The organism is Pseudomonas fluorescens (genome assembly GCF_902497895.1).
Lineage (GTDB): Bacteria > Pseudomonadota > Gammaproteobacteria > Pseudomonadales > Pseudomonadaceae > Aquipseudomonas > Aquipseudomonas fluorescens_BP.
Map to the genome: position 1 here is coordinate 18,038 of NZ_CABVHQ010000037.1, position 20,039 is coordinate 38,076.

At 58.4% G+C, this 20,039-nt stretch carries 18 protein-coding genes; 11 read left to right on the top strand and 7 right to left on the bottom strand.

All coding sequences use genetic code 11. The annotated features are described in order from the left end of the window. Positions 1-23: 23 nt before the first annotated feature. On the bottom strand, positions 24-806 hold the full coding sequence (gene hyi, locus F8N21_RS18635; protein WP_150643521.1) for a hydroxypyruvate isomerase: 783 nt from the start codon (positions 804-806) through the stop codon (positions 24-26). Between the two features lie 127 nt (positions 807-933). Then, positions 934-2,709, bottom strand: coding sequence for a glyoxylate carboligase (gcl, locus tag F8N21_RS18640; protein ID WP_150643522.1), 1,776 nt, complete (start codon positions 2,707-2,709; stop codon positions 934-936). Positions 2,710-2,975: 266 nt separating this feature from the next. Here gcl and F8N21_RS18645 point away from each other — a divergent pair, with 266 nt between their 5' ends. Then, positions 2,976-3,416 (top strand): GlcG/HbpS family heme-binding protein, encoded by a 441-nt coding sequence (locus tag F8N21_RS18645; RefSeq protein WP_150643523.1) that lies wholly within the window; start codon positions 2,976-2,978, stop codon positions 3,414-3,416. A 205-nt stretch (positions 3,417-3,621) separates the two neighbouring features. After that, entirely contained in the window at positions 3,622-4,080 is a 459-nt protein-coding gene (locus F8N21_RS18650) for an REP-associated tyrosine transposase (RefSeq protein WP_150643524.1), read from the top strand. Positions 4,081-4,210: 130 nt separating this feature from the next. On the opposite strand, the gene F8N21_RS18655 is transcribed toward F8N21_RS18650, so the two are convergent. Beyond that, positions 4,211-4,816: a TetR/AcrR family transcriptional regulator gene (locus F8N21_RS18655; protein ID WP_150643525.1), complete on the bottom strand. Its 606-nt coding sequence runs from the start codon at positions 4,814-4,816 to the stop codon at positions 4,211-4,213. A 134-nt stretch (positions 4,817-4,950) separates the two neighbouring features. On the opposite strand from F8N21_RS18655, the gene F8N21_RS18660 reads away from it, so the two are divergent. Beyond that, a complete protein-coding gene (locus tag F8N21_RS18660) occupies positions 4,951-5,865 on the top strand; it encodes a DUF808 domain-containing protein (protein ID WP_150643526.1) in 915 nt (304 codons plus the stop codon). 182 nt (positions 5,866-6,047) lie between these two features. Here F8N21_RS18660 and F8N21_RS18665 read toward each other — a convergent pair whose 3' ends face one another. Continuing rightward, positions 6,048-6,836 (bottom strand): VacJ family lipoprotein, encoded by a 789-nt coding sequence (locus tag F8N21_RS18665; protein WP_150643527.1) that lies wholly within the window; start codon positions 6,834-6,836, stop codon positions 6,048-6,050. Then, complete coding sequence (locus F8N21_RS18670; RefSeq protein WP_150643528.1) at positions 6,829-8,127, bottom strand: serine/threonine protein kinase; 1,299 nt, start codon at positions 8,125-8,127, stop codon at positions 6,829-6,831. Before F8N21_RS18670 ends, F8N21_RS18665 begins: the two co-directional genes overlap by 8 nt. A gap of 233 nt (positions 8,128-8,360) precedes the next feature. On the opposite strand from F8N21_RS18670, the gene F8N21_RS18675 reads away from it, so the two are divergent. Beyond that, complete coding sequence (locus tag F8N21_RS18675) at positions 8,361-8,729, top strand: hypothetical protein (RefSeq protein WP_150643529.1); 369 nt, start codon at positions 8,361-8,363, stop codon at positions 8,727-8,729. Between the two features lie 342 nt (positions 8,730-9,071). Here the strand turns inward: F8N21_RS18675 and F8N21_RS18680 are convergent, their stop codons facing one another. Continuing rightward, positions 9,072-10,667, bottom strand: a complete 1,596-nt coding sequence (locus tag F8N21_RS18680; RefSeq protein ID WP_191624352.1) for a beta (1-6) glucans synthase — start codon at positions 10,665-10,667, stop codon at positions 9,072-9,074. 325 nt (positions 10,668-10,992) lie between these two features. Between F8N21_RS18680 and F8N21_RS18690 the strand changes: the two genes are divergently transcribed. From F8N21_RS18690 to F8N21_RS18700, 3 genes are all read left to right on the top strand, one after another. Further along, on the top strand, positions 10,993-11,841 hold the full coding sequence (locus F8N21_RS18690; protein WP_150643531.1) for a glycine betaine ABC transporter substrate-binding protein: 849 nt from the start codon (positions 10,993-10,995) through the stop codon (positions 11,839-11,841). Between the two features lie 192 nt (positions 11,842-12,033). After that, positions 12,034-12,345, top strand: a complete 312-nt coding sequence (locus F8N21_RS18695) for a DUF485 domain-containing protein (protein WP_150643532.1) — start codon at positions 12,034-12,036, stop codon at positions 12,343-12,345. After that, positions 12,342-14,000: a cation acetate symporter gene (locus tag F8N21_RS18700; protein ID WP_150643533.1), complete on the top strand. Its 1,659-nt coding sequence runs from the start codon at positions 12,342-12,344 to the stop codon at positions 13,998-14,000. Before F8N21_RS18695 ends, F8N21_RS18700 begins: the two co-directional genes overlap by 4 nt. 997 nt (positions 14,001-14,997) lie before the next feature. Here F8N21_RS18700 and gltA read toward each other — a convergent pair. Next, a complete protein-coding gene (gene gltA, locus F8N21_RS18705) occupies positions 14,998-16,287 on the bottom strand; it encodes a citrate synthase (protein WP_150643534.1) in 1,290 nt (429 codons plus the stop codon). A 364-nt stretch (positions 16,288-16,651) separates the two neighbouring features. On the opposite strand from gltA, the gene sdhC reads away from it, so the two are divergent. From sdhC to F8N21_RS18725, 4 genes are read left to right on the top strand one after another with little or no spacing between them, the layout of a single operon-like run. After that, positions 16,652-17,026 carry a succinate dehydrogenase, cytochrome b556 subunit gene (sdhC, locus tag F8N21_RS18710; protein WP_150643535.1) on the top strand — a complete coding sequence of 125 codons (375 nt, stop codon included), beginning with the start codon at positions 16,652-16,654 and terminating at the stop codon, positions 17,024-17,026. After that, complete coding sequence (gene sdhD / locus F8N21_RS18715; protein WP_150643536.1) at positions 17,020-17,388, top strand: succinate dehydrogenase, hydrophobic membrane anchor protein; 369 nt, start codon at positions 17,020-17,022, stop codon at positions 17,386-17,388. The genes sdhC and sdhD overlap by 7 nt, the downstream gene beginning before the upstream one ends. Positions 17,389-17,391: 3 nt before the next feature. Beyond that, entirely contained in the window at positions 17,392-19,167 is a 1,776-nt protein-coding gene (gene sdhA, locus F8N21_RS18720) for a succinate dehydrogenase flavoprotein subunit (protein WP_150643537.1), read from the top strand. Between the two features lie 11 nt (positions 19,168-19,178). Continuing rightward, positions 19,179-19,883: a succinate dehydrogenase iron-sulfur subunit gene (locus F8N21_RS18725; protein ID WP_150643538.1), complete on the top strand. Its 705-nt coding sequence runs from the start codon at positions 19,179-19,181 to the stop codon at positions 19,881-19,883. Positions 19,884-20,039 lie beyond the last annotated feature (156 nt).

The following is a 20,039-nucleotide window of genomic DNA, read 5'->3' on the forward strand; positions in this document are numbered from 1 at the left end:
ATGACAGTGATGAGTGTGTTCGATCAGATTGCGTTATGGGTCTTCAGCCAGCCCAATCCGGCTTCTGTGGTGGTCAGCGGCTTGTATTCACAGCCGACCCAGCCCTGGTAACCGATGCGGTCCAGGTGTTCGAACAGGAAGCGATAGTTGATCTCGCCAGTGCCCGGTTCATTGCGCCCCGGGTTGTCGGCGAGCTGAATGTGATTGATCTCGCCCAGATGGTCGGCCATGGTCCGGGCCAGGTCGCCCTCCATGATTTGCATATGGTAGATGTCGTACTGCAGGAACAGGTTGCTGCTGCCCACCTGCTCGCGAATCGACAGGGCTTGCGCTGTGTTGTTCAGATAGAAACCGGGGATGTCGCGGGTATTGATCGCTTCCATCACCAGCTTGATGCCCACCGCTTGCAGCTTGTCAGCCGCGTACTTGAGGTTGGCGACAAAGGTCTTTTCCACGGTGGCATCGTCGACGCCTTGGGGGTGGATGCCGGCCAGGCAGTTGACCTGGGTATTGCCCAGCACTTTCGCGTAAGCGATCGCCAGATCGACACCGGCGCGGAATTCTTCGACCCGATCCGGCAGGCAGGCGATACCGCGTTCACCCTTGGCCCAGTCACCGGCCGGCAGGTTGAACAGCACTTGGGTCAGGCCGTGGGCGTCGAGTTGGGCCTTGAGCTCGGCGGAGGTGAAGTCGTAGGGGAACAGGTATTCGACCCCACTGAAGCCGGCCTTGGCGGCGGCTTTGAAGCGGGCAAGAAAATCCTGCTCGGTAAACAGCATGGACAGGTTGGCGGCGAAACGCGGCATGGTGGTCTCCTGTATGTGTGAGGGCCCCTGTGGGAGCGAGCTTGCTCGCGAAAGCGGTGTGCCAGACAACAAAGATGTTGAATGTACCGGCCTCATCGCGAGCAAGCTCGCTCCCACAGAGGGACGATCAATCGAGCATCGAAATAGCGGTCGGCGCGTCGCTGCCGACCAGCGCCAGGTCTTCGAATTCGTTGACGGCGTTGATCTCGGTGCCCATGGAAATGTTGGTCACACGCTCCAGAATAATCTCGACGATCACCGGAACCTTGAATTCCTCGATCATTTCCTGAGCCTTGCGCAGCGCTGGCTGGATCTGGGCCGGTTCGAACACGCGCAGGGCCTTGCAACCCAGGCCCTCGGCCACTGCGACGTGGTCGACGCCGTATCCGTTGAGCTCCGGAGCGTTGAGGTTATCGAAGGACAGCTGCACGCAGTAGTCCATCTCGAAACCGCGCTGCGCCTGACGGATCAGCCCCAGGTAGGAGTTGTTCACCACCACGTGGATGTACGGCAGTTTGAACTGCGCACCCACCGCCAGCTCTTCGATCATGAACTGGAAGTCATAGTCGCCGGACAGCGCCACGACCTTGCGGCTCGGATCTGCCTTGACCACGCCCAGCGCTGCCGGAATAGTCCAGCCCAGAGGGCCGGCCTGACCGCAGTTGATCCAGTGGCGCGGCTTGTAAACGTGCAAGAACTGCGCGCCGGCAATCTGCGACAGGCCGATGGTGCTGACGTAGCAGGTGTCTTTGCCGAACACCTGGTTCATTTCTTCGTAGACCCGTTGCGGCTTGACCGGCACGTTGTCGAAGTGGGTCTTGCGGTGCAGGCTGGCTTTGCGCTGCTGGCAATCTTGCAGCCAGGCGCTGCGGTCCTTCAGTTTGCCAGCGGCTTTCCACTCGCGAGCGACTTCGATAAAGACCTTCAGTGCGCTTGCGGCATCGGCAACGATGCCCAGGTCCGGGGTGAATACACGACCGATCTGGGTCGGTTCGATGTCGACGTGAATGAACCGACGGCCTTCGGTGTAGACGTCCACCGAGCCGGTATGACGGTTGGCCCAACGGTTACCGACGCCCAGCACCACGTCGGACTTGAGCATGGTCGCGTTGCCATAACGGTGCGAGGTTTGCAGGCCGACCATGCCGACCATCAACGGGTGATCGTCCGGGATGGTGCCCCAGCCCATCAGGGTCGGGATCACCGGGATGCCGGTCAGTTCAGCGAACTCCACCAACAGCTCGCTGGCATCGGCATTGATGATGCCGCCACCGGCCACCAGCAATGGCCGTTCAGCCTGATCGAGCATGGCCAGGGCCTTCTTGATCTGTACCCGGTTGGCCACGGGTTTGGCCAGCGGCAGCGGTTCGTAGGCGTCGATGTCGAATTCGATTTCAGCCATCTGCACGTCGAACGGCAGGTCGATCAGCACTGGGCCTGGGCGGCCGGAGCGCATTTCGTAGAAGGCTTTCTGGAAGGCGTAAGGCACCTGGCCTGGTTCCATGACGGTAGTCGACCACTTGGTCACTGGCTTGACGATGGTGGTGATGTCGACTGCCTGGAAGTCTTCCTTGTGCATGCGGGCCCGGGGTGCCTGGCCAGTGATGCAGAGGATCGGGATCGAGTCGGCCGACGCGCTGTAGAGCCCGGTGACCATGTCGGTCCCGGCAGGCCCGGAAGTACCGATGCACACGCCGATGTTGCCGGCTTTAGTGCGAGTGTAACCCTCGGCCATGTGCGAGGCGCCTTCAACGTGGCGAGCGAGGACGTGATCAATGCCACCGACCTTTTGCAGGGCGCAGTACAGCGGGTTGATGGCTGCACCCGGGATGCCAAAGGCGGTATTAACCCCTTCGCGGCGCATCACCAGAACGGCGGCCTCGATTGCTCTCATTTTGCTCATTGTTTTGTGCCTCTTACGTTTTGTAATTGTATACAAGTGGCTTTTCGCAGAGTGTATTCACGGCGGGCGGCGCAGGTCAATTCATTTTCTCAAGCGGCTGTTTCATTTCGTCAGAAGCCGGAAGTGCTGGGGCCTTTTGTCGCATTAGCAGCTTTTAGATAATTATTGTATACAAAAAAATAGATCATTGTGTTCTATTTGTCCTGTCGGATTTCGCCATGCCGAGGTCCACAGGCTTTTTTCAAAACAAAATAAGGACGGCACCCATGAGCGCTTTAACCTTGAAGATCGCAGTCAGCCTGACCGGTCAAGCCATAGTCGCGGGGCGCAAGATCGCCGCGGCACCGTTGACCATCGCGGTACTCGATGCCGGCGGGCATCTGCTGAGCTTGCAGCGTGAAGACGGCGCGAGTCTGCTGCGGCCGCAGATTGCCATCGGCAAAGCCTGGGGCGCGATTGCCCTGGGCAAGGGCTCGCGACTATTGGCACTGGACGCACAACAACGGCCGGCGTTTATCGCCGCGCTCAACAGCCTCGGCCAGGGCAGCGTGGTGCCGGCGCCGGGCGGGGTGTTGATTCGTGATCAGGAAGGCGTAGTGATCGGCGCCATCGGCATCAGCGGCGACACCTCGGACATCGACGAGCAATGCGCGGTCAGCGCCATCGAGGCGCAGGGGTTGCGGGCGGATGCGGGGGTGGCTGTTTGATCTTCGTTGATTGATTTACCGCTATCGCGAGCAAGCTCGCTCCCACATTGGACTTGGTGGTAGACACAAAATATGTGAACACAATCGATCTCTGTGGGAGCGAGCTTGCTCGCGATAGCTATCTACTGGACACATCCAGACTAAAATTGCCGTCATTTACAGGTCTAGCCTTTCCATGATTTCATCATGTGAAAGAGGCAAAGGAATGCCTGATTTACCTTCTTCACATCGCCTGCGCATTGGCCGCTATGCAGCGCCACACTGCATTTACCTACTGACCTCCAATACCCTCGACCGAGAACCGGTTTTTGAGGATTTTGTCTTGGGCAGATTGGTCGTTGACCAATTTCGAAGTGCACAGGATCAGGGCTGGGCGAACTCATTGGCCTGGGTGGTCATGCCCGATCACTTTCACTGGTTGATCGAGTTGGAGCACGGATCGTTGGGCGAACTGATGCAAAAAACCAAATCATTGAGTGCGCGAGCGGTGAACATGTCCTCCGGACGCAAGGGTAGTCTTTGGCAGCCTGGCTATCACGACCGAGCGTTACGGCGAGAGGAGGATCTGGTAAAGCTGGCTCGGTACGTCGTGGCTAACCCATTGCGGGCGGGGTTGGTCGAGCGACTTGGCGATTATCCGCTGTGGGATGCTATTTGGATCTGATCGAAATCCGAGTTGCCCCTAATCGCGAGCAAGCTCGCTCCCACATTGGATCTTCGGCGTGCGCAAATCCTATGAACACCAGGGACAAATGTGGGAGCGAGTTTGCTCGCGATGGGTGCAACTCGGTCTATCAGTCCAGCTCACAGCCTTTGAGCACCAGCCGAATAATGGTCTGCGCCGCCGCTTCATAATCGGCTTCATCGAGCTTGGCCTTGCCGGTGACGACTGAGATCTGCCAGTCGAAATCGGCGTAGGTCTGGGTGGCGGCCCAGATGCTGAACATCAGGTGATTGGGGTCGAGTGGGGCGATCAGGCCGCGGTCGATCCAGGTCTGGATGCAGTCGATGTTGTGTCTGGCCTGGGCGTTCAGTTGTTCGACCTGATCGGGGCTCAGGTGCGGGGCGCCATGCATGATTTCGCTGGCGAATACCTTGGACGCAAACGGCAGGTCGCGGGAGATGCGGATTTTTGAGCGAATATAGCCGCTCAGCACTTCGCTGGGGACACCCTCGGCATTGAACGGGGTCGAAGCCTGCAGGATCGGTTCGATGATGCTTTCCAGCACCTCGCGGTAGAGGTTTTCCTTGGATTTGAAGTAGTAGTAGACGTTGGGCTTGGGCAATCCCGCCTTGGCCGCGATGTCGCTGGTTTTGGTCGCGGCGAAGCCCTTGTCGGCGAACTCCTCGCTTGCTGCACGCAGGATCAGTTCTTTGTTGCGCTCGCGGATGGTGCTCATAAACCAGGTGATTCCTTGCCTGTTCTGGCGGTTGCGCATGGTAGCACCGGCTTTGCGCGAGGCTCAAGAATGCCCCACGGAGTCTTGGGTCGCGCTATGCTCGACAAAATTTATTAGTAAAGGAAGCCTGACCCATGGCCGGAAGCAGTTTGCTGCTGTTGATCGATGATATTGCCGCGGTGCTCGACGACGTCTCCTTGATGACCAAGATGGCCGCGAAGAAGACCGCCGGGGTGCTCGGCGACGATCTGGCGCTCAATGCCCAGCAGGTCTCGGGAGTGCGTGCAGAACGTGAAATACCGGTGGTCTGGGCGGTTGCCAAAGGCTCGTTCATCAACAAATTGATTCTGGTTCCCGCCGCATTGGCCATCAGTGCGTTCGTGCCATGGCTGGTGACTCCGCTGTTGATGCTCGGCGGGGCCTACCTGTGTTTCGAAGGATTCGAGAAACTCGCCCACAAGTTCCTCCACAGCAAGGCCGAAGATCAGGCCGAGCACGCTGAATTGATTGAAGCCGTAGCCAATCCCGCAGTCGATCTGGTGGCCTTCGAGAAAGACAAGATCAAGGGCGCGGTGCGGACTGACTTTATCCTGTCGGCGGAAATCATCGCCATTACCCTCGGCACCGTAGCCGATGCGCCGCTGATGCAGCAGGTCCTCGTGCTGTCGGGCATCGCCATCGTCATGACCGTCGGCGTTTATGGCCTGGTGGCCGGTATCGTCAAGCTCGACGACCTCGGGTTATGGCTGACGCAAAAACCCGGGCAGATGGCCAAAAGCATCGGCGGCGTCATTTTGCGCGCGGCGCCGTACATGATGAAAGCTCTCTCGGTGATCGGCACTGCGGCGATGTTCATGGTCGGCGGCGGAATTCTCACCCATGGCGTGCCGGCGGCTCATCACTGGATCGAAAGTGTGAGTCAGAGCACGGGCGGCTTTTCGCTGATCGTGCCGACCTTGCTCAATGCAGTGGCCGGGATTATCGCGGGCGCGGTGGTTTTGGTGGGGGTGATGGCATTCAGCAAGGTCTGGCGGATGGCGAAGGCCTGAAAGATCAAAAGATCGCAGCCTGCGGCAGCTCCTACGGGATCGCGTATATCTGCAATTTTGTGGGTGTACCCGGTCGGCGTAGGAGCTGGCGTAGCCTGCGATCTTTTTGGGGACAGCAAAGCAGCAAAGAAAAAGGCCATTCGATCTGATCGAATGGCCTTTTTCATTACCCGCAGTTCGCCTTATTCAGCAATCTGCAACTTACGCGCCTCGGTGTAGACGTAACGAACCTTTTCGTACTCGAACGGGGTGTTCAACTGACCGTAACGGAAACTGGTCTGGTAGCGCTTGTCGATGGCGCGCAGGAGCAGGAGTTCCGGATGGTTGCCGCTGACTTCGGCGACGTTGAGGAAGTTGATCTGCGCTTCCGCCGCGAAGTCGAACACCAGGCCGCCAGTATCGCGCAGGTTCGATGGGCCGAAGATCGGCAGGATGACGTAGGCACCCCCCGGTACGCCATAGAAGCCCAGGGTCTGACCGAAGTCTTCGTTCTGGCGCGGCAAGCCCATTTTGCTGGCCGGGTCCCACAGACCGGCGATGCCGATGGTGGTGTTGAGCAACAACCGACCGGTGGTTGCCATCGAGCGCTTGCCCTTGAGCTGAAACAGACTGTTGAGCAGGTTGGGCACATCGCCGAGGTTGTTGAAGAAGTTACTCACGCCGGTGCGCAGGAAGCTCGGGGTGATGTATTGGTAGCCGTTGATCACTGGCAGGAACACCCACTGATCGAAGCGATAGTTGAAGTGGTAGACCCGACGGTTCCACGACTCCAGCGGGTCATAGACATTCAGCGCGTTCAAGGTCGAGCGTTCGAATTCGCGCTGGTCCAGGCCGGGGTTGAACTTGAGTTTGGTCAGCGGCAGTGTGAAGCCGTCCTGTTCGACCACGCTGGGTGTATTGGCCTTGCTGTTGTCGGCATTGACATAGCCTGCGCAGAGCAGCGCAGCGATAAGCAGGAGAGGTTTAACCACGGAAGAACTCCAGCATAGCGTCGCTGTTGACGCGATAGTTGAGGTTGCCGCAATGGCCGCCGAGAGGGTAGACGGTCAGACGATCGCCGAAGGTTTTACGCAGGAAACCGAGGTCGCCCGGGCCGAGGATCACGTCGTCGGCATTGTGCATCACGGCGATTTTCGGGCTGTCGTGCAGGTAATCCTTGAGCGCGTAGAGGCTGACCTGGTCGATCAGTTGCAGCACGCTGCCGCCATCGGTGCGGGCGCGCCACATCGGGATCACCTGCTCGGTGATGTAACAATCGAAGTCGCATTGCAGGGCGCGCTTGAGGAACGGAGTAAGGCTGGTGCCCTCGGTGATCGGGTACTTGGGCGGGGTGATCAGGCCGCGACGGTTGATCAGGTCCGAGGTGAAGGCAATGTCGGCGGCCGAGAAACGGAACGAGGTGCCGATCAGCATGGCCATTTGTTCGTTGCTCAGATGCTGTTTGGACTGTTGAAAGTCGTAGACCAGCGCGTCATTGAGATCGATATAACCTTTTTGCTGGAAGTAGCGGGTCAGTTTGTTCAGCACCAGCTCATAAAACGTGGTGCTGTTGTTGATGCCCTTGACCTCCGTTTGCACAAGCTTGTCGAGGTTGGTGATCGAGGTGTAGAGATTGACCGGCGGGTTGAGCAGCAAGACTTTCTTGAAGTTGAAGCTGCGCCGGGTTTCATCCAGCTTGCTGACGAACGCCGCATCCAGCGCACCCAGGCTGTAACCGCTGAGGTAGAACTCGCTGATCGGCAGTTTCGGGTGTTGCGCACGCACAGCCTGCATGACCCGGTACAGATCCTCGGCGTCTTCCTTGGTCACCCCGGGCGTGGCAAAGCGCGAAGCAGCCGTCATGAAGTCGAAGCTGGTGGGCGATGACAGTTGCACCACGTGATAGCCAGCTTTGTAGTAAAGCTTTTTCAGGTATTCGTTGATGCTGCTGTGATAAGGCGCACCCGTGCCGGCGATCAGGAAAATCAGCGGTGCCGCGTGATCCTGCTTGGCCATGCGGTAGGTGAGCTTTTTCACCGCCCAGAAATTGTCGGGCAAAGTGAATTCACGCTCCGGGCGCAATCTCAGGCTGTAATCCGCCTGGTCGATATCCTCATCTGCCGGCAGTTCCGGTCGCAGTTCCGGTGGCGTGGTGGCAATCGTGGCCTCGAACGGATTGGTCAGCGGATAGCCATAACTCGCAGCGTCGATATCCACTGCCAGTGCGGACGCACTCAGAATAAGGCCGCCAAAAAAGGCAGCGAAGCGTAAGGGTCGGAGCATGACTGAATCCCTTAGAGGAAGGTGCCGGGTAGAGTTAGCAGGCTATGACCATCACAATGGTACTGAAGTGCCATTTTTCGGACGAAATGGCAGTTCAGCGGGCGTGAATCGGCGTAATAGTAGCCGGACGATACACTTTCCGGTGATTTCGTGAACAGTTATCTGCTTATCTCGCTTGCTTACCCCTGTCGGGCGATTAAGCTGGGCGCCATTTTCGTTTATCGGAGTGCTTCATGTCCCGCCGCCTGCCCGTGATCCTGTTACTTATTGTGTTGCCGTTATGGCTGGCCGCCAGTTATGGCCTGCGTTACGGCTTTATGGAGGATGGGCAGTGGGTCGGCATTTGTGTCGACGAGGCAAGTCGCTGGGAATGCCAGGTGCGCTCGAACCTGGGGCTGATGATTCATTTCCAGATCCTCGGCTGGGCGGCGTTGGCGGCAGCGGTGCTCGGGTTTGTACTGCCGGGGCGTGCGGGCTGGTGGATGGCGGTGCTGGCACTGCTGTTCGGGTTCCCGGCGCTGGCCTTGTACAACACCAGTATGGCGGTGTTTGCGGTGGTGATGGGTGGGTTGCGGCTGGTCAGGGCGAGTCGCGGCGCCTAGCCTGATAGTCAGCCCTAATGCCAGTCAGTTAAGGCGTTACGCGAACCGTAGCAGCTGCCGAAGGCTGCGTCCGGCTGCGAAGCAGTCGCAAATCCTGCTTGCACGGTTTGTCTGGAATACCGCAGCGCCTGATTTTACGACTGCTGCGCAGCCGGACGCAGGCTTCGCCAGCTGCTACGGGGGACAGTGCTGAACCTGAAACTCCTTAATTGACTGACATTGGGGAAAGCCCACAGGGGATCTCCTGCATACACAAGTTTTGTGAACGCCAGAGACCAAATGTGGGAGCGACGGTGCGGCGATCCGACCTGCTCGCGATAGCGCCGACAGGCGCTCCAGGATTCAGGCCTTGCGAACCCGCAAGCTGCGCCACAATGCAGCAACCATCAACCCGCTCACCAGCGCCCAGCCCCAGGCCTGCTGGTTTTCCAGGCCTTCGCGGTACAGCTGCGGGGCGATGCCGGCGCCGATGATAAAGGCCAGCAGGGCGATCTCTGCGCGCGGCACCCTGACGGGGCGGCACAAGTAGACCAGTGCCGGCAGCAACAAGGCGGCGCTCGGGAAACTGCGATAGCGCGGGTCGAACACCAAGGCGAGCATCATCACCGCGCCAGCGAAACCAGCGGCGGCCAGCAGCCAGCCGGCGCGCTGTTCCAGCCAGTTGAACGCACGCTCACGCCAGGCGGTCTTGCTGCTGAGCGCCAGTGCGGCGTGGGCCAGCACTAACAGATTCAAGCCCACCAGCAACCCGGCCCAGATCCATTCGCCGGCAAAACGGCTGGTGACCCGGGCCAGTTCACCCCAGGTGCCGATGGAGCAGGTCGCCACTGCGCCGAGCAGCGGCAGGATCAGCGCCGCACGAGTGCCGCGCACGCGACCACCGAGGGCCAGCGTGCCGAGGAAGATCAAGCCACCGATGCCCAGCCACTGTCGCCAGAAGGGCAGGTTCGACACCGGCCCGGCCAACACGCCCTTGTCTTGACGGTCAGCATCGAACAGCCCCCAGTAACCGCCCACCGCACCTTCACTGGCGCGCTTCCACGGTTGGTCGAAGGCTTCAATCAGGTTGTAGTGCCAGCCATTGTGTTCAGCCATGACGACAAAACCGCGAATGAACTTGGCCTCGTTGACCCGGCTTGGCAGGGCGGTTTCGCGCTGGCGGCCCTCGCTTGGCCAGCCGGTTTCGCCAATCATCACATCCTTGGGGGCGAAGCGATTGCCGAACACCTTGCGGACTTCAGCGACGTGATTGAGGGCGGCGTCGATGTTGGACGGATCATCTTCCCAGTACGGCAGCAAATGGATGGTCAGGAAGTCCACGGTCGGAGCGATTTCCGGATGCTTGAGCCAGAACTCCCAGACATCGGCGTAGGTCACTGGCTGTTTGACGTGGCTTTTCACCCGGACAATCAGCTTGGCCAGTTGAGGCCCGGTGATTTCCTTGCGCAACAGGACTTCGTTGCCGACGATCACCGAGGTGACGACATCGGCGTTGGCATTGGCGGAAGCGATCAGCAGGTCGACTTCCTTGGCGGTGTCCACCGGGTTGCTGTTGACCCAGGCACCGATCATCAGTTTCAGGCCGTGCTTGCGCGCCAGGGCGGGGAGGGCTTCGAGGCCGGTCATGGAATAGGTGCGGATGCATTCGAAGCGGGTGGCCAGCAGCGCAAGGTCGGCGTCCATGCGCTCTGGGCGCAGCTTGAACGGCTGGTCGAACGGCGATTGGTCTTTATCGAACGGGGTGTAGGAGGCGCATTGCAGCTTGTGGGTGGCGCTGGCCACATCCGGCAGCAGCACCGGTTGGCCGAGGCCATACCAGAAACCGCAAAGGGCAAACAGGCCAAGCAGACAGGCGAACAGGTAAGGTAAAAAAGCGAAGCGTGCAGTCGCGGGCATGGTCTGGCCGTATGGGGGCAAAGCCGCGCATCTTACCTGCATTTGTCGCCCGTCAGGGCGGCTGCAAGGTTTTGACATGCAAAGTTCGGGCGGGATCCGTTGTCGTATTTCTACTTGCCGTCGTTAATGGCGTTCTGATGTCGTTTCTCGTTGCCTTGAGGTCGCTGCCAGAGCAGGTCGCCGAGCACGGCAGGTTGATGATCGGTGCGTCAGTACTCCGCTGATGTTCGAGCAGGTTTGGTGGTAGGGCGTGATGGGGGCGCTGGCGCCGAAGTTGACTAACAGAACTCGCCACACAGGCCACTACATAACAATAAGTTGACGACGCTCGGCATCCGTCGGGCGCAGCACTTTCGGGGAAGTAACGATGAAGATGCGACGACTCTTAGGTGCAGGTGCCGCTCTGGTGCTTGCAGTGGGTTCCACTCTGGCCAGTGCCGACAGCAAAACCCTGAGCATCGGCTACGTCGACGGTTGGTCGGACAGCGTGGCAACCACCCATGTGGCGGCCGAGGTGATCAAAAAGCTCGGTTATGACGTCAAGCTGCAGGCTGTGGCGACCGGGATCATGTGGCAGGGTGTTGCAACCGGCAAACTCGATGCGATGCTCTCGGCCTGGCTGCCGGTGACTCACGGTGAGTACTGGGCCAAGAACAAGGACAAGGTGGTCGATTACGGCCCTAACTTCAAGGACGCGAAAATCGGCCTGATCGTGCCGGAGTACGTCAAGGCGCAAACTATCGGCGACCTGAAAGAAGACACCACTTTCAAGAACAAGATCGTCGGGATCGATGCCGGCTCAGGCGTGATGCTCAAGACCGATCAGGCGATCAAGGACTATGGCCTCGATTACAAGCTGCAGGCCAGTTCCGGTGCGGCGATGATTGCCGAACTGACCCGTGCCGAAGACAAGAAAGAGTCCATTGCGGTCACCGGTTGGGTGCCTCACTGGATGTTTGCCAAGTGGAAACTGCGTTTCCTTGAAGATCCAAAAGGTGTTTACGGTGCTGCTGAAACGGTAAACAGCATCGGTAGCAAAGGTCTGGAGAAGAAGGCTCCGGAAGTTTCGGCCTTCCTGAAAAAATTCAACTGGGCGTCGAAAGACGAAATTGGCGAAGTTATGTTGGCAATTCAGGACGGTGCCAAGCCTGAAGCGGCTGCCAAAGACTGGGTCGCCAAGCATCCGGAACGGGTTGCCGAGTGGACCGCCAAATAATCTCTCGAAGCGTCTGAACCGCGGTTATCAAGACCGTCTGGCGTTCGCGCCAGGCGGTCTTTTGCGTTGTTCGGGGTGACAATTCGTCACAGGAGTCATGTCGTTCTAATACTAAGGTCGTCTGGAACCGAATCTGTAGCCGCATAGAGTGGAATACGTTGCAATTCAATCTGTGCTGCGAGGACAAAAACAATGAACGACAGCATTTACCTCTCGATTCAAAACAGCCCGCGTTTCAAGGAGCTGGTCAGCAAAAGAGAGCGGTTCGCCTGGATTCTCTCGGCGCTCATGCTTGGGCTTTACACTGGCTTCATCCTTTTGATTGCTTATGGACCACATATACTCGGGGCGAAAATCAACCCTGAGTCATCGATTACCTGGGGTATACCCATCGGTGTCGGGCTGATTCTTTCAGCCTTTATCCTGACTGCGATCTACGTTCGACGCGCCAACGGCGAATTCGACGACCTGAACAATGCGATTCTCAAGGAGGCTCAGCAATGATCCGGCGTCTGATTGCGGCACTCGGTATAGCGGCCTTCGCCCCGGCAGTCTGGGCGGCGGAAGCCCTGACCGGCGAGGTGCAAAAACAACCACTCAACGTTTCGGCGATCCTGATGTTCGTCGCGTTCGTTGGCTTGACCCTGTGCATCACTTACTGGGCTTCCAAGCGTAACAATTCGGCGGCCGACTACTATGCGGCGGGCGGCAAGATCACCGGTTTCCAGAACGGTCTGGCGATTGCCGGTGACTACATGTCGGCGGCGTCCTTCCTGGGTATTTCCGCGCTGGTTTACACCTCCGGCTATGATGGTCTGATCTACTCGATCGGCTTCCTGGTGGGCTGGCCGATCATTCTGTTTCTGATCGCCGAGCGCCTGCGTAACCTGGGTAAATACACCTTTGCCGACGTAGCGTCTTACCGTCTCGGGCAAACCCAGATCCGCACCCTGTCGGCCAGCGGTTCGCTGGTGGTAGTGGCGTTCTACCTGATCGCGCAAATGGTCGGTGCCGGCAAGCTGATCCAGCTGCTGTTCGGTCTGGACTACCATATCGCGGTAATCCTGGTCGGTATCCTGATGTGCATGTACGTGCTGTTCGGCGGCATGCTGGCAACTACCTGGGTGCAAATCATCAAGGCTGTGTTGCTGCTCTCGGGCGCTACCTTCATGGCTGTCATGGTGATGAAGTACGTTAACTTCGACTTCAATGCGCTGTTTGCCGAAGCGACCAAGGTTCACCCTAAAGGTGAAGCAATCATGAGCCCCGGCGGTCTGGTGAAGGATCCGGTCTCGGCATTCTCCCTCGGCCTGGCGCTGATGTTCGGTACTGCCGGTCTGCCGCACATTCTGATGCGCTTCTTCACCGTAAGTGACGCTAAAGAAGCTCGTAAAAGCGTGCTGTATGCCACTGGCTTCATCGGCTACTTCTACATCCTGACCTTCATCATCGGCTTCGGCGCGATCCTGCTGGTCAGCACCAACCCGGCCTTTAAAGATGCAGCTGGCGCGCTGTTGGGCGGCAACAACATGGCGGCGGTGCACCTGGCTAACGCGGTGGGTGGCAGTATCTTCCTGGGCTTCATCTCGGCAGTAGCGTTCGCGACCATTCTGGCTGTTGTGGCTGGTTTGACCCTGGCTGGTGCTACGGCGGTGTCTCACGACCTTTACGCCAGCGTGATCAAGAAGGGCAAGGCCAACGACAAGGACGAGATCCGTGTCTCGAAAATCACCACCGTCGCTCTGGGCGTGCTGGCGATCGGTCTGGGCATTGCGTTCGAAAGCCAGAACATCGCGTTCATGGTCGGCCTGGCGTTCTCTATCGCGGCGAGCTGTAACTTCCCGGTGCTGCTGCTTTCCATGTACTGGAAAAAGCTGACGACCCGTGGCGCGATGATCGGCGGCTGGTTGGGTCTGATAAGCGCTGTGGGTTTGATGGTGCTTGGGCCAACCATTTGGGTGCAGATCCTGCATCACGAGAAGGCTATCTTCCCGTATGAGTACCCGGCGCTGTTCTCGATGGCTATTGCCTTTATCGGGATCTGGTTCTTCTCCATCACTGACAAGTCGGCCGCGGCAGACAAGGAACGGGCGTTGTTCTTCCCGCAATTCGTTCGCTCGCAGACGGGTCTGGGCGCGAGTGGGGCGGTGTCGCACTAAGGTTCCAAGCTTCAATAGATAAGCTGCGTTGAACAGAAATGCCCCGGTCGAGAGACTGGGGCATTTTTGTTTGGGTGTGCACAACTCACCCCCTGTGGGAGCGAGCCGGACAAGGCCAAACCGTGTTGACGGAAAGGCTCAGGGCGTGAAGGTGGCCTTGCAGCCGGCCTGGCTCTAGAAGGTGTACATATCCATTCCTGCGGTAACGGCCACTAATGGTTCCGCCCTTACGGCGTGTCACTTTGGAAAAACGCCAAAGTAACCAAAGCGTTTTTGCCCCTCCATTCGGTGCCTCGCCTAGGCTCGGCATACCCTCGCTCCGGCATTGCTCCGGGGGCCCGCCGCCATCGGCCATCCATGGCCGGGGGCGGCTACCTCGGCATCCATGCCGAGGTAGCCGCCTGCGCAACGCCTGCGTTCGGCCTCTGGGAAAGGGGCAGGCAGATCAAGATCAAAAGCAAAGCAAAGCAAAAGCGAAAGCAATGGCAACGGCAATGGCAACGGCAATGGCAACGGCAAGATCAAAAGATCGCAGCCTGCGGCAGCTCCTACGGGGGGAACGCGTGCGCTTGAAATCAGGCCGGCCGGTCCGGCCGCCTCGCTTTTGCTTTTGCGGTGCACACCCCCTCGAGAGGCCGAGAGGAGGTTCTGCGCAGTGGGCAACCCGGCATGGATGCCGGGTTAGCCGCGCACGGCCATGGATGGCCGATCGCGGCGGGCCCACGGAGCAGGACCGGAGCGAGGGCACCCTGAGCCTAGGCGAAGGGCCGAACGAAAGGGGCAGAAGCGCTTTGGTTACTTTCGCGCTTTTCGAAAGTGACCCGCTGTAAGAGCGGAACCATTAGTGGCCGTTACCGCAGAAACGGATATGTACTCAACCAAAGAGCCCGGTCGGCTGTCAGGCCGCCGCGTATTCGGCATCAGGCCCAAACAAAAACGGCCTCTATATATTGAGGCCGTTTCCGGTGCAGCTTAAGACATTATCGCAAGACAAGCCTTATTTGCGGTCTTCCAGATTAGGAATGTCACGCGACTCGTAGCCGGTGTACAACTGGCGCGGGCGGCCGATTTTGTACGGGCTGGAGAGCATTTCTTTCCAGTGGGAGATCCAGCCGACGGTCCGCGCCAGGGCGAAGATTACGGTGAACATGCTGGTTGGAATGCCGATCGCCTTGAGGATGATCCCCGAGTAGAAGTCGACGTTCGGGTACAGCGAGCGCTCGATGAAGTACGGGTCGGTCAGCGCAATTTCTTCCAGGCGCATGGCCAGGTCGAGTTGCGGATCGTTTTTGATGCCCAGTTCTTTGAGTACTTCGTCGCAGGTCTGCTTCATCACGGTGGCACGCGGGTCGCGGTTTTTGTAAACCCGGTGACCGAAGCCCATCAACTTGAACGGATCGTTCTTGTCCTTGGCCTTGGCGATGTATTTGTCGATGTTCGACAAATCGCCGATTTCGTCGAGCATGCTCAACACGGCTTCGTTGGCGCCGCCGTGAGCCGGGCCCCAGAGCGCAGCGATACCGGCCGCGATGCAGGCAAACGGGTTGGCACCCGAAGAGCCCGCCAGGCGTACGGTGGAAGTCGATGCGTTCTGCTCGTGGTCGGCATGGAGGATGAAGATCTTGTCCATGGCCTTGGCGAGTACCGGGCTGATCGGTTTGATCTCGCACGGGGTGTTGAACATCATGTGCAGGAAGTTTTCCGCGTACGTCAGGTCGTTGCGCGGGTACATCATGGGCTGGCCCATGGAGTACTTGTAAACCATTGCAGCCAGGGTCGGCATCTTGGCAACCAGACGGACCGCGGAGATTTCGCGGTGCTGCGGGTTTTTGATGTCCAGGGAGTCGTGGTAGAAGGCCGAGAGAGCGCCGACTACGCCGCACATGATGGCCATCGGGTGGGCATCGCGGCGGAAGCCGTTGAAGAAGCTCTTCAACTGCTCGTGAACCATGGTGTGGTTCTTCACGGTCGTGACGAACTGGGCCTTTTGCTCTGCAGTCGGCAGTTCGCCGTTGAGCAGCAGGTAGCAGACTTCCAGGTAGTCCGACTTCTCGGCCAGCTGTTCGATCGGGTAACCGCGGTGCAGCAGGATGCCGTTGTCGCCGTCGATATAGGTGATCTTCGACTCGCACGAGGCGGTCGACATGAAACCAGGGTCAAAGGTGAAACGGCCCGTGGCCGTCAGGCTCCGGACGTCGATTACATCGGGACCAACGGTGCCGGTTAAAATGGGCAGCTCGACGGGGGCTGCGCCCTCGATGATCAACTGCGCTTTTTTGTCAGCCATGTGGCCTCCTATTTATGCTTGAAATCATCAGACAGACCCCCCACGCAGGGCCCGCACCACTATAGTGAGATAAATTTGAATGTCAATTTGCCTAAAGTATTGCGCCAGAAGGCTCTAACCGGACTTTTTCCTCGAAATTCCCTGCCATTTACGCCTTTTATTCAACTAACGCAATCAGCTATTAGGGGAAGGCGATTGCGTTGTCATTAGTGACCTAACTGTCTATACTCGGCCTCCGACCGCCAGGGGCTTTTGGGCCTGCTTTAATGGGGGTCGCACTCCCTGGGTGGTGGGTACCTGACCAGTGCACTCCCCAACAACTTTGCCCTGATTGTTAGGGGCTCTTCAGTGTGAAAAAAAAGCCGTGAATAGCCAACGACCTGTAAACCTAGACCTAAGGACCATCAAACTCCCAGTCACTGCTTACACGTCCATCCTTCACCGCATATCCGGTGTCATCCTCTTTGTCAGCCTGGCCATCATGCTCTATGCATTGGACAAATCGCTCGACTCGGAAGAAGGCTTCGGTCAGGTGAAAGCGTGTCTGACCAGTCCGCTAGCCAAGCTAGTGACATGGGGCATCCTGTCCGCCTTGCTGTATCACCTGGTTGCCGGCGTGCGCCACTTGATCATGGACATGGGCATCGGTGAATCGCTGGAAGGCGGCAAACTGGGCTCGAAAATCGTTATCGCCGTTTCCGTGGTGGTAATCGTTCTGGCAGGAGTTTGGATATGGTAACTAACGTCACGAACCTTTCGCGTTCGGGCCTCTATGACTGGATGGCACAACGTGTGTCTGCGGTCGTTCTCGCGGCTTACTTCATTTTCCTGATCGGATACGTCGTCGCCAACCCTGGCATCGGCTACGCCCAATGGCATGAACTGTTCGCAAGCAACTGGATGCGTATTTTCAGTCTCCTGGCTCTCGTTGCCCTCGGCGCTCACGCCTGGGTCGGCATGTGGACCATCGCGACTGACTACCTGACGCCAATGGCGTTCGGCAGGTCCGCGACTGCAATACGTTTCCTCTTCCAGGCAGTATGCGGCGTTGCGATGTTCGCTTACTTCGTCTGGGGTGTGCAGATTCTTTGGGGTATCTGAGTCATGGCTAACACAGTTAATACGCTTTCGTTCGACGCCATCATCATTGGCGGCGGCGGTGCCGGCATGCGCGCTGCCCTGCAGCTGGCACAAGGTGGTCACAAGACTGCCGTAGTCACCAAGGTTTTCCCGACTCGTTCGCACACTGTATCCGCCCAGGGTGGCATCACCTGCGCCATCGCTTCGGCAGATCCGAACGATGACTGGCGCTGGCACATGTACGATACCGTCAAGGGTTCCGACTATATCGGTGACCAGGACGCTATCGAATACATGTGTTCCGTAGGCCCGGAAGCAGTCTTCGAACTCGAGCACATGGGCTTGCCGTTCTCCCGTACCGAACAGGGCCGCATCTATCAGCGTCCGTTCGGCGGTCAGTCGAAAGACTTCGGTAAAGGTGGCCAGGCTGCACGTACTTGCGCCGCTGCCGACCGTACTGGTCACGCACTGCTGCACACCCTGTATCAGGCCAACCTGAAGGCCGGCACCGTATTCCTCAACGAGTACTACGGCGTCGACCTGGTGAAGAACGAAGATGGTGCCTTTGTCGGCATGATCGTGATCTGCATCGAAACCGGCGAAACCTCCTACGTCCGTGCCAACGCTACTGTTTTGGCGACCGGCGGTGCAGGTCGTATCTACTCGTCCACCACCAATGCCCTGATCAACACCGGTGACGGCGTCGGCATGGCTCTGCGTGCTGGCGTGCCGGTACAAGACATCGAAATGTGGCAGTTCCACCCGACCGGCATTGCCGGCGCGGGTGTACTGGTTACCGAAGGCTGCCGCGGTGAAGGCGGTTACCTGATCAACAAGCACGGCGAGCGTTTCATGGAGCGTTATGCTCCGAACGCCAAAGACCTTGCCGGTCGTGACGTGGTAGCCCGCTCCATGGTTAAAGAGATCATCGCCGGCAACGGTTGTGGTCCGGATGGCGACCACGTTCTGCTGAAGCTCGATCACCTCGGTGAAGAAGTGCTGCACAGCCGTCTGCCGGGTATCTGCGAACTGTCCAAGACCTTCGCCCACGTCGATCCAGTGACCGCGCCGGTTCCAGTGGTTCCTACCTGCCACTATATGATGGGTGGCGTTCCCACCAACATTCATGGCCAGGCGATCACTCAGGACGCCGACGGCGTTGACCAGATCATCCCTGGTCTGTTCGCTGTAGGTGAAGTGGCTTGCGTATCGGTTCATGGTGCCAACCGTCTGGGCGGTAACTCGCTGCTCGACCTGGTCGTGTTCGGTCGTGCCGCCGGCCTGTTCCTGGAACAGACCCTGAAGGAGGGCGTTGATTACACTCGCGCTCGCCAGTCCGACATCGACGCTGCCCTGGCACGTCTCGATGGCCTGAACTCGCGTACCGAAGGCGAAGACGTAGCAACCCTGCGTAAAGAGCTGCAAAGCTGCATGCAGAACTACTTCGGTGTATTCCGTACCGGCGAATACATGCAGAAGGGTATTGCTCAGCTGGCGGATCTGCGTGGCCGTATCGCCAACGTCAAGATCAACGACAAGAGCCAGGCGTTCAACACCGCTCGTATCGAAGCCCTGGAACTGCAAAACCTGCTGGAAGTGGCTGAAGCTACCGCCATCGCCGCAGAGATCCGTAAAGAGTCCCGCGGCGCTCACGCCCGTGAAGACTTCGAAGATCGCGATGACGTCAACTGGTTGTGCCACACCCTGTACTTCCCTGGTGAGAAACGCGTTGCCAAGCGTGCCGTGAACTTCTCGCCAAAAACAGTCCCGACCTTTGAACCAATGATTCGGACTTATTAAGGGTGGCCGCTATGTTGAAAGTCAGTGTTTATCGCTACAACCCTGATCAGGACGCTGCGCCGTTCATGCAGGAATTTTCGGTCGATACCGGTGGTAAAGACCTGATGGTGCTGGACGTGCTGGCCCTGATCAAAGAGCAGGACGAAGGTTTCTCCTATCGTCGCTCTTGCCGTGAAGGCGTCTGCGGCTCCGACGGCATGAACATCAACGGCAAAAACGCCCTGGCGTGCGTCACGCCGCTGTCGGCTGTCGTAAAAGGTAACAAGCTGATCGTTCGTCCTCTGCCAGGTTTGCCGGTTATCCGTGACCTGGTCGTCGATATGAGCATCTTCTACAAGCAGTACGAAAAAGTTAAGCCATACCTGCAGAACGACACGCCGGCTCCGGCCATCGAGCGTCTGCAGACTCCACAAGAGCGTGAAAAGCTCGATGGTCTGTACGAGTGCATCCTGTGCGCTTGCTGCTCGACCTCTTGCCCATCCTTCTGGTGGAACCCGGACAAGTTCCTGGGTCCAGCTGCGCTGCTGCAAGCTTATCGCTTCCTGGCAGACAGTCGTGACACCCAGACTGCCGAGCGTCTGGCTTCGCTGGATGACCCGTTCAGCGTATTCCGCTGCCGCGGGATCATGAACTGCGTCAACGTTTGTCCGAAAGGCCTGAACCCGACCAAGGCCATCGGTCACATCCGTAACATGCTGCTGCAAAGCGGCGTGTGATTCAGCAGCTGTACCCGTAGTATCGCTTTACCCGTAGACGCTGCGGCGCAGGCTTCAACCGGCGCCGTAGTTTTAACCTGAGCAGCAGCTTATAAGGCTGCGGCTCTTATTTTGAAGAAATGAGACAAGCAGGGGCATCCGGGCTGGTACCCGGAC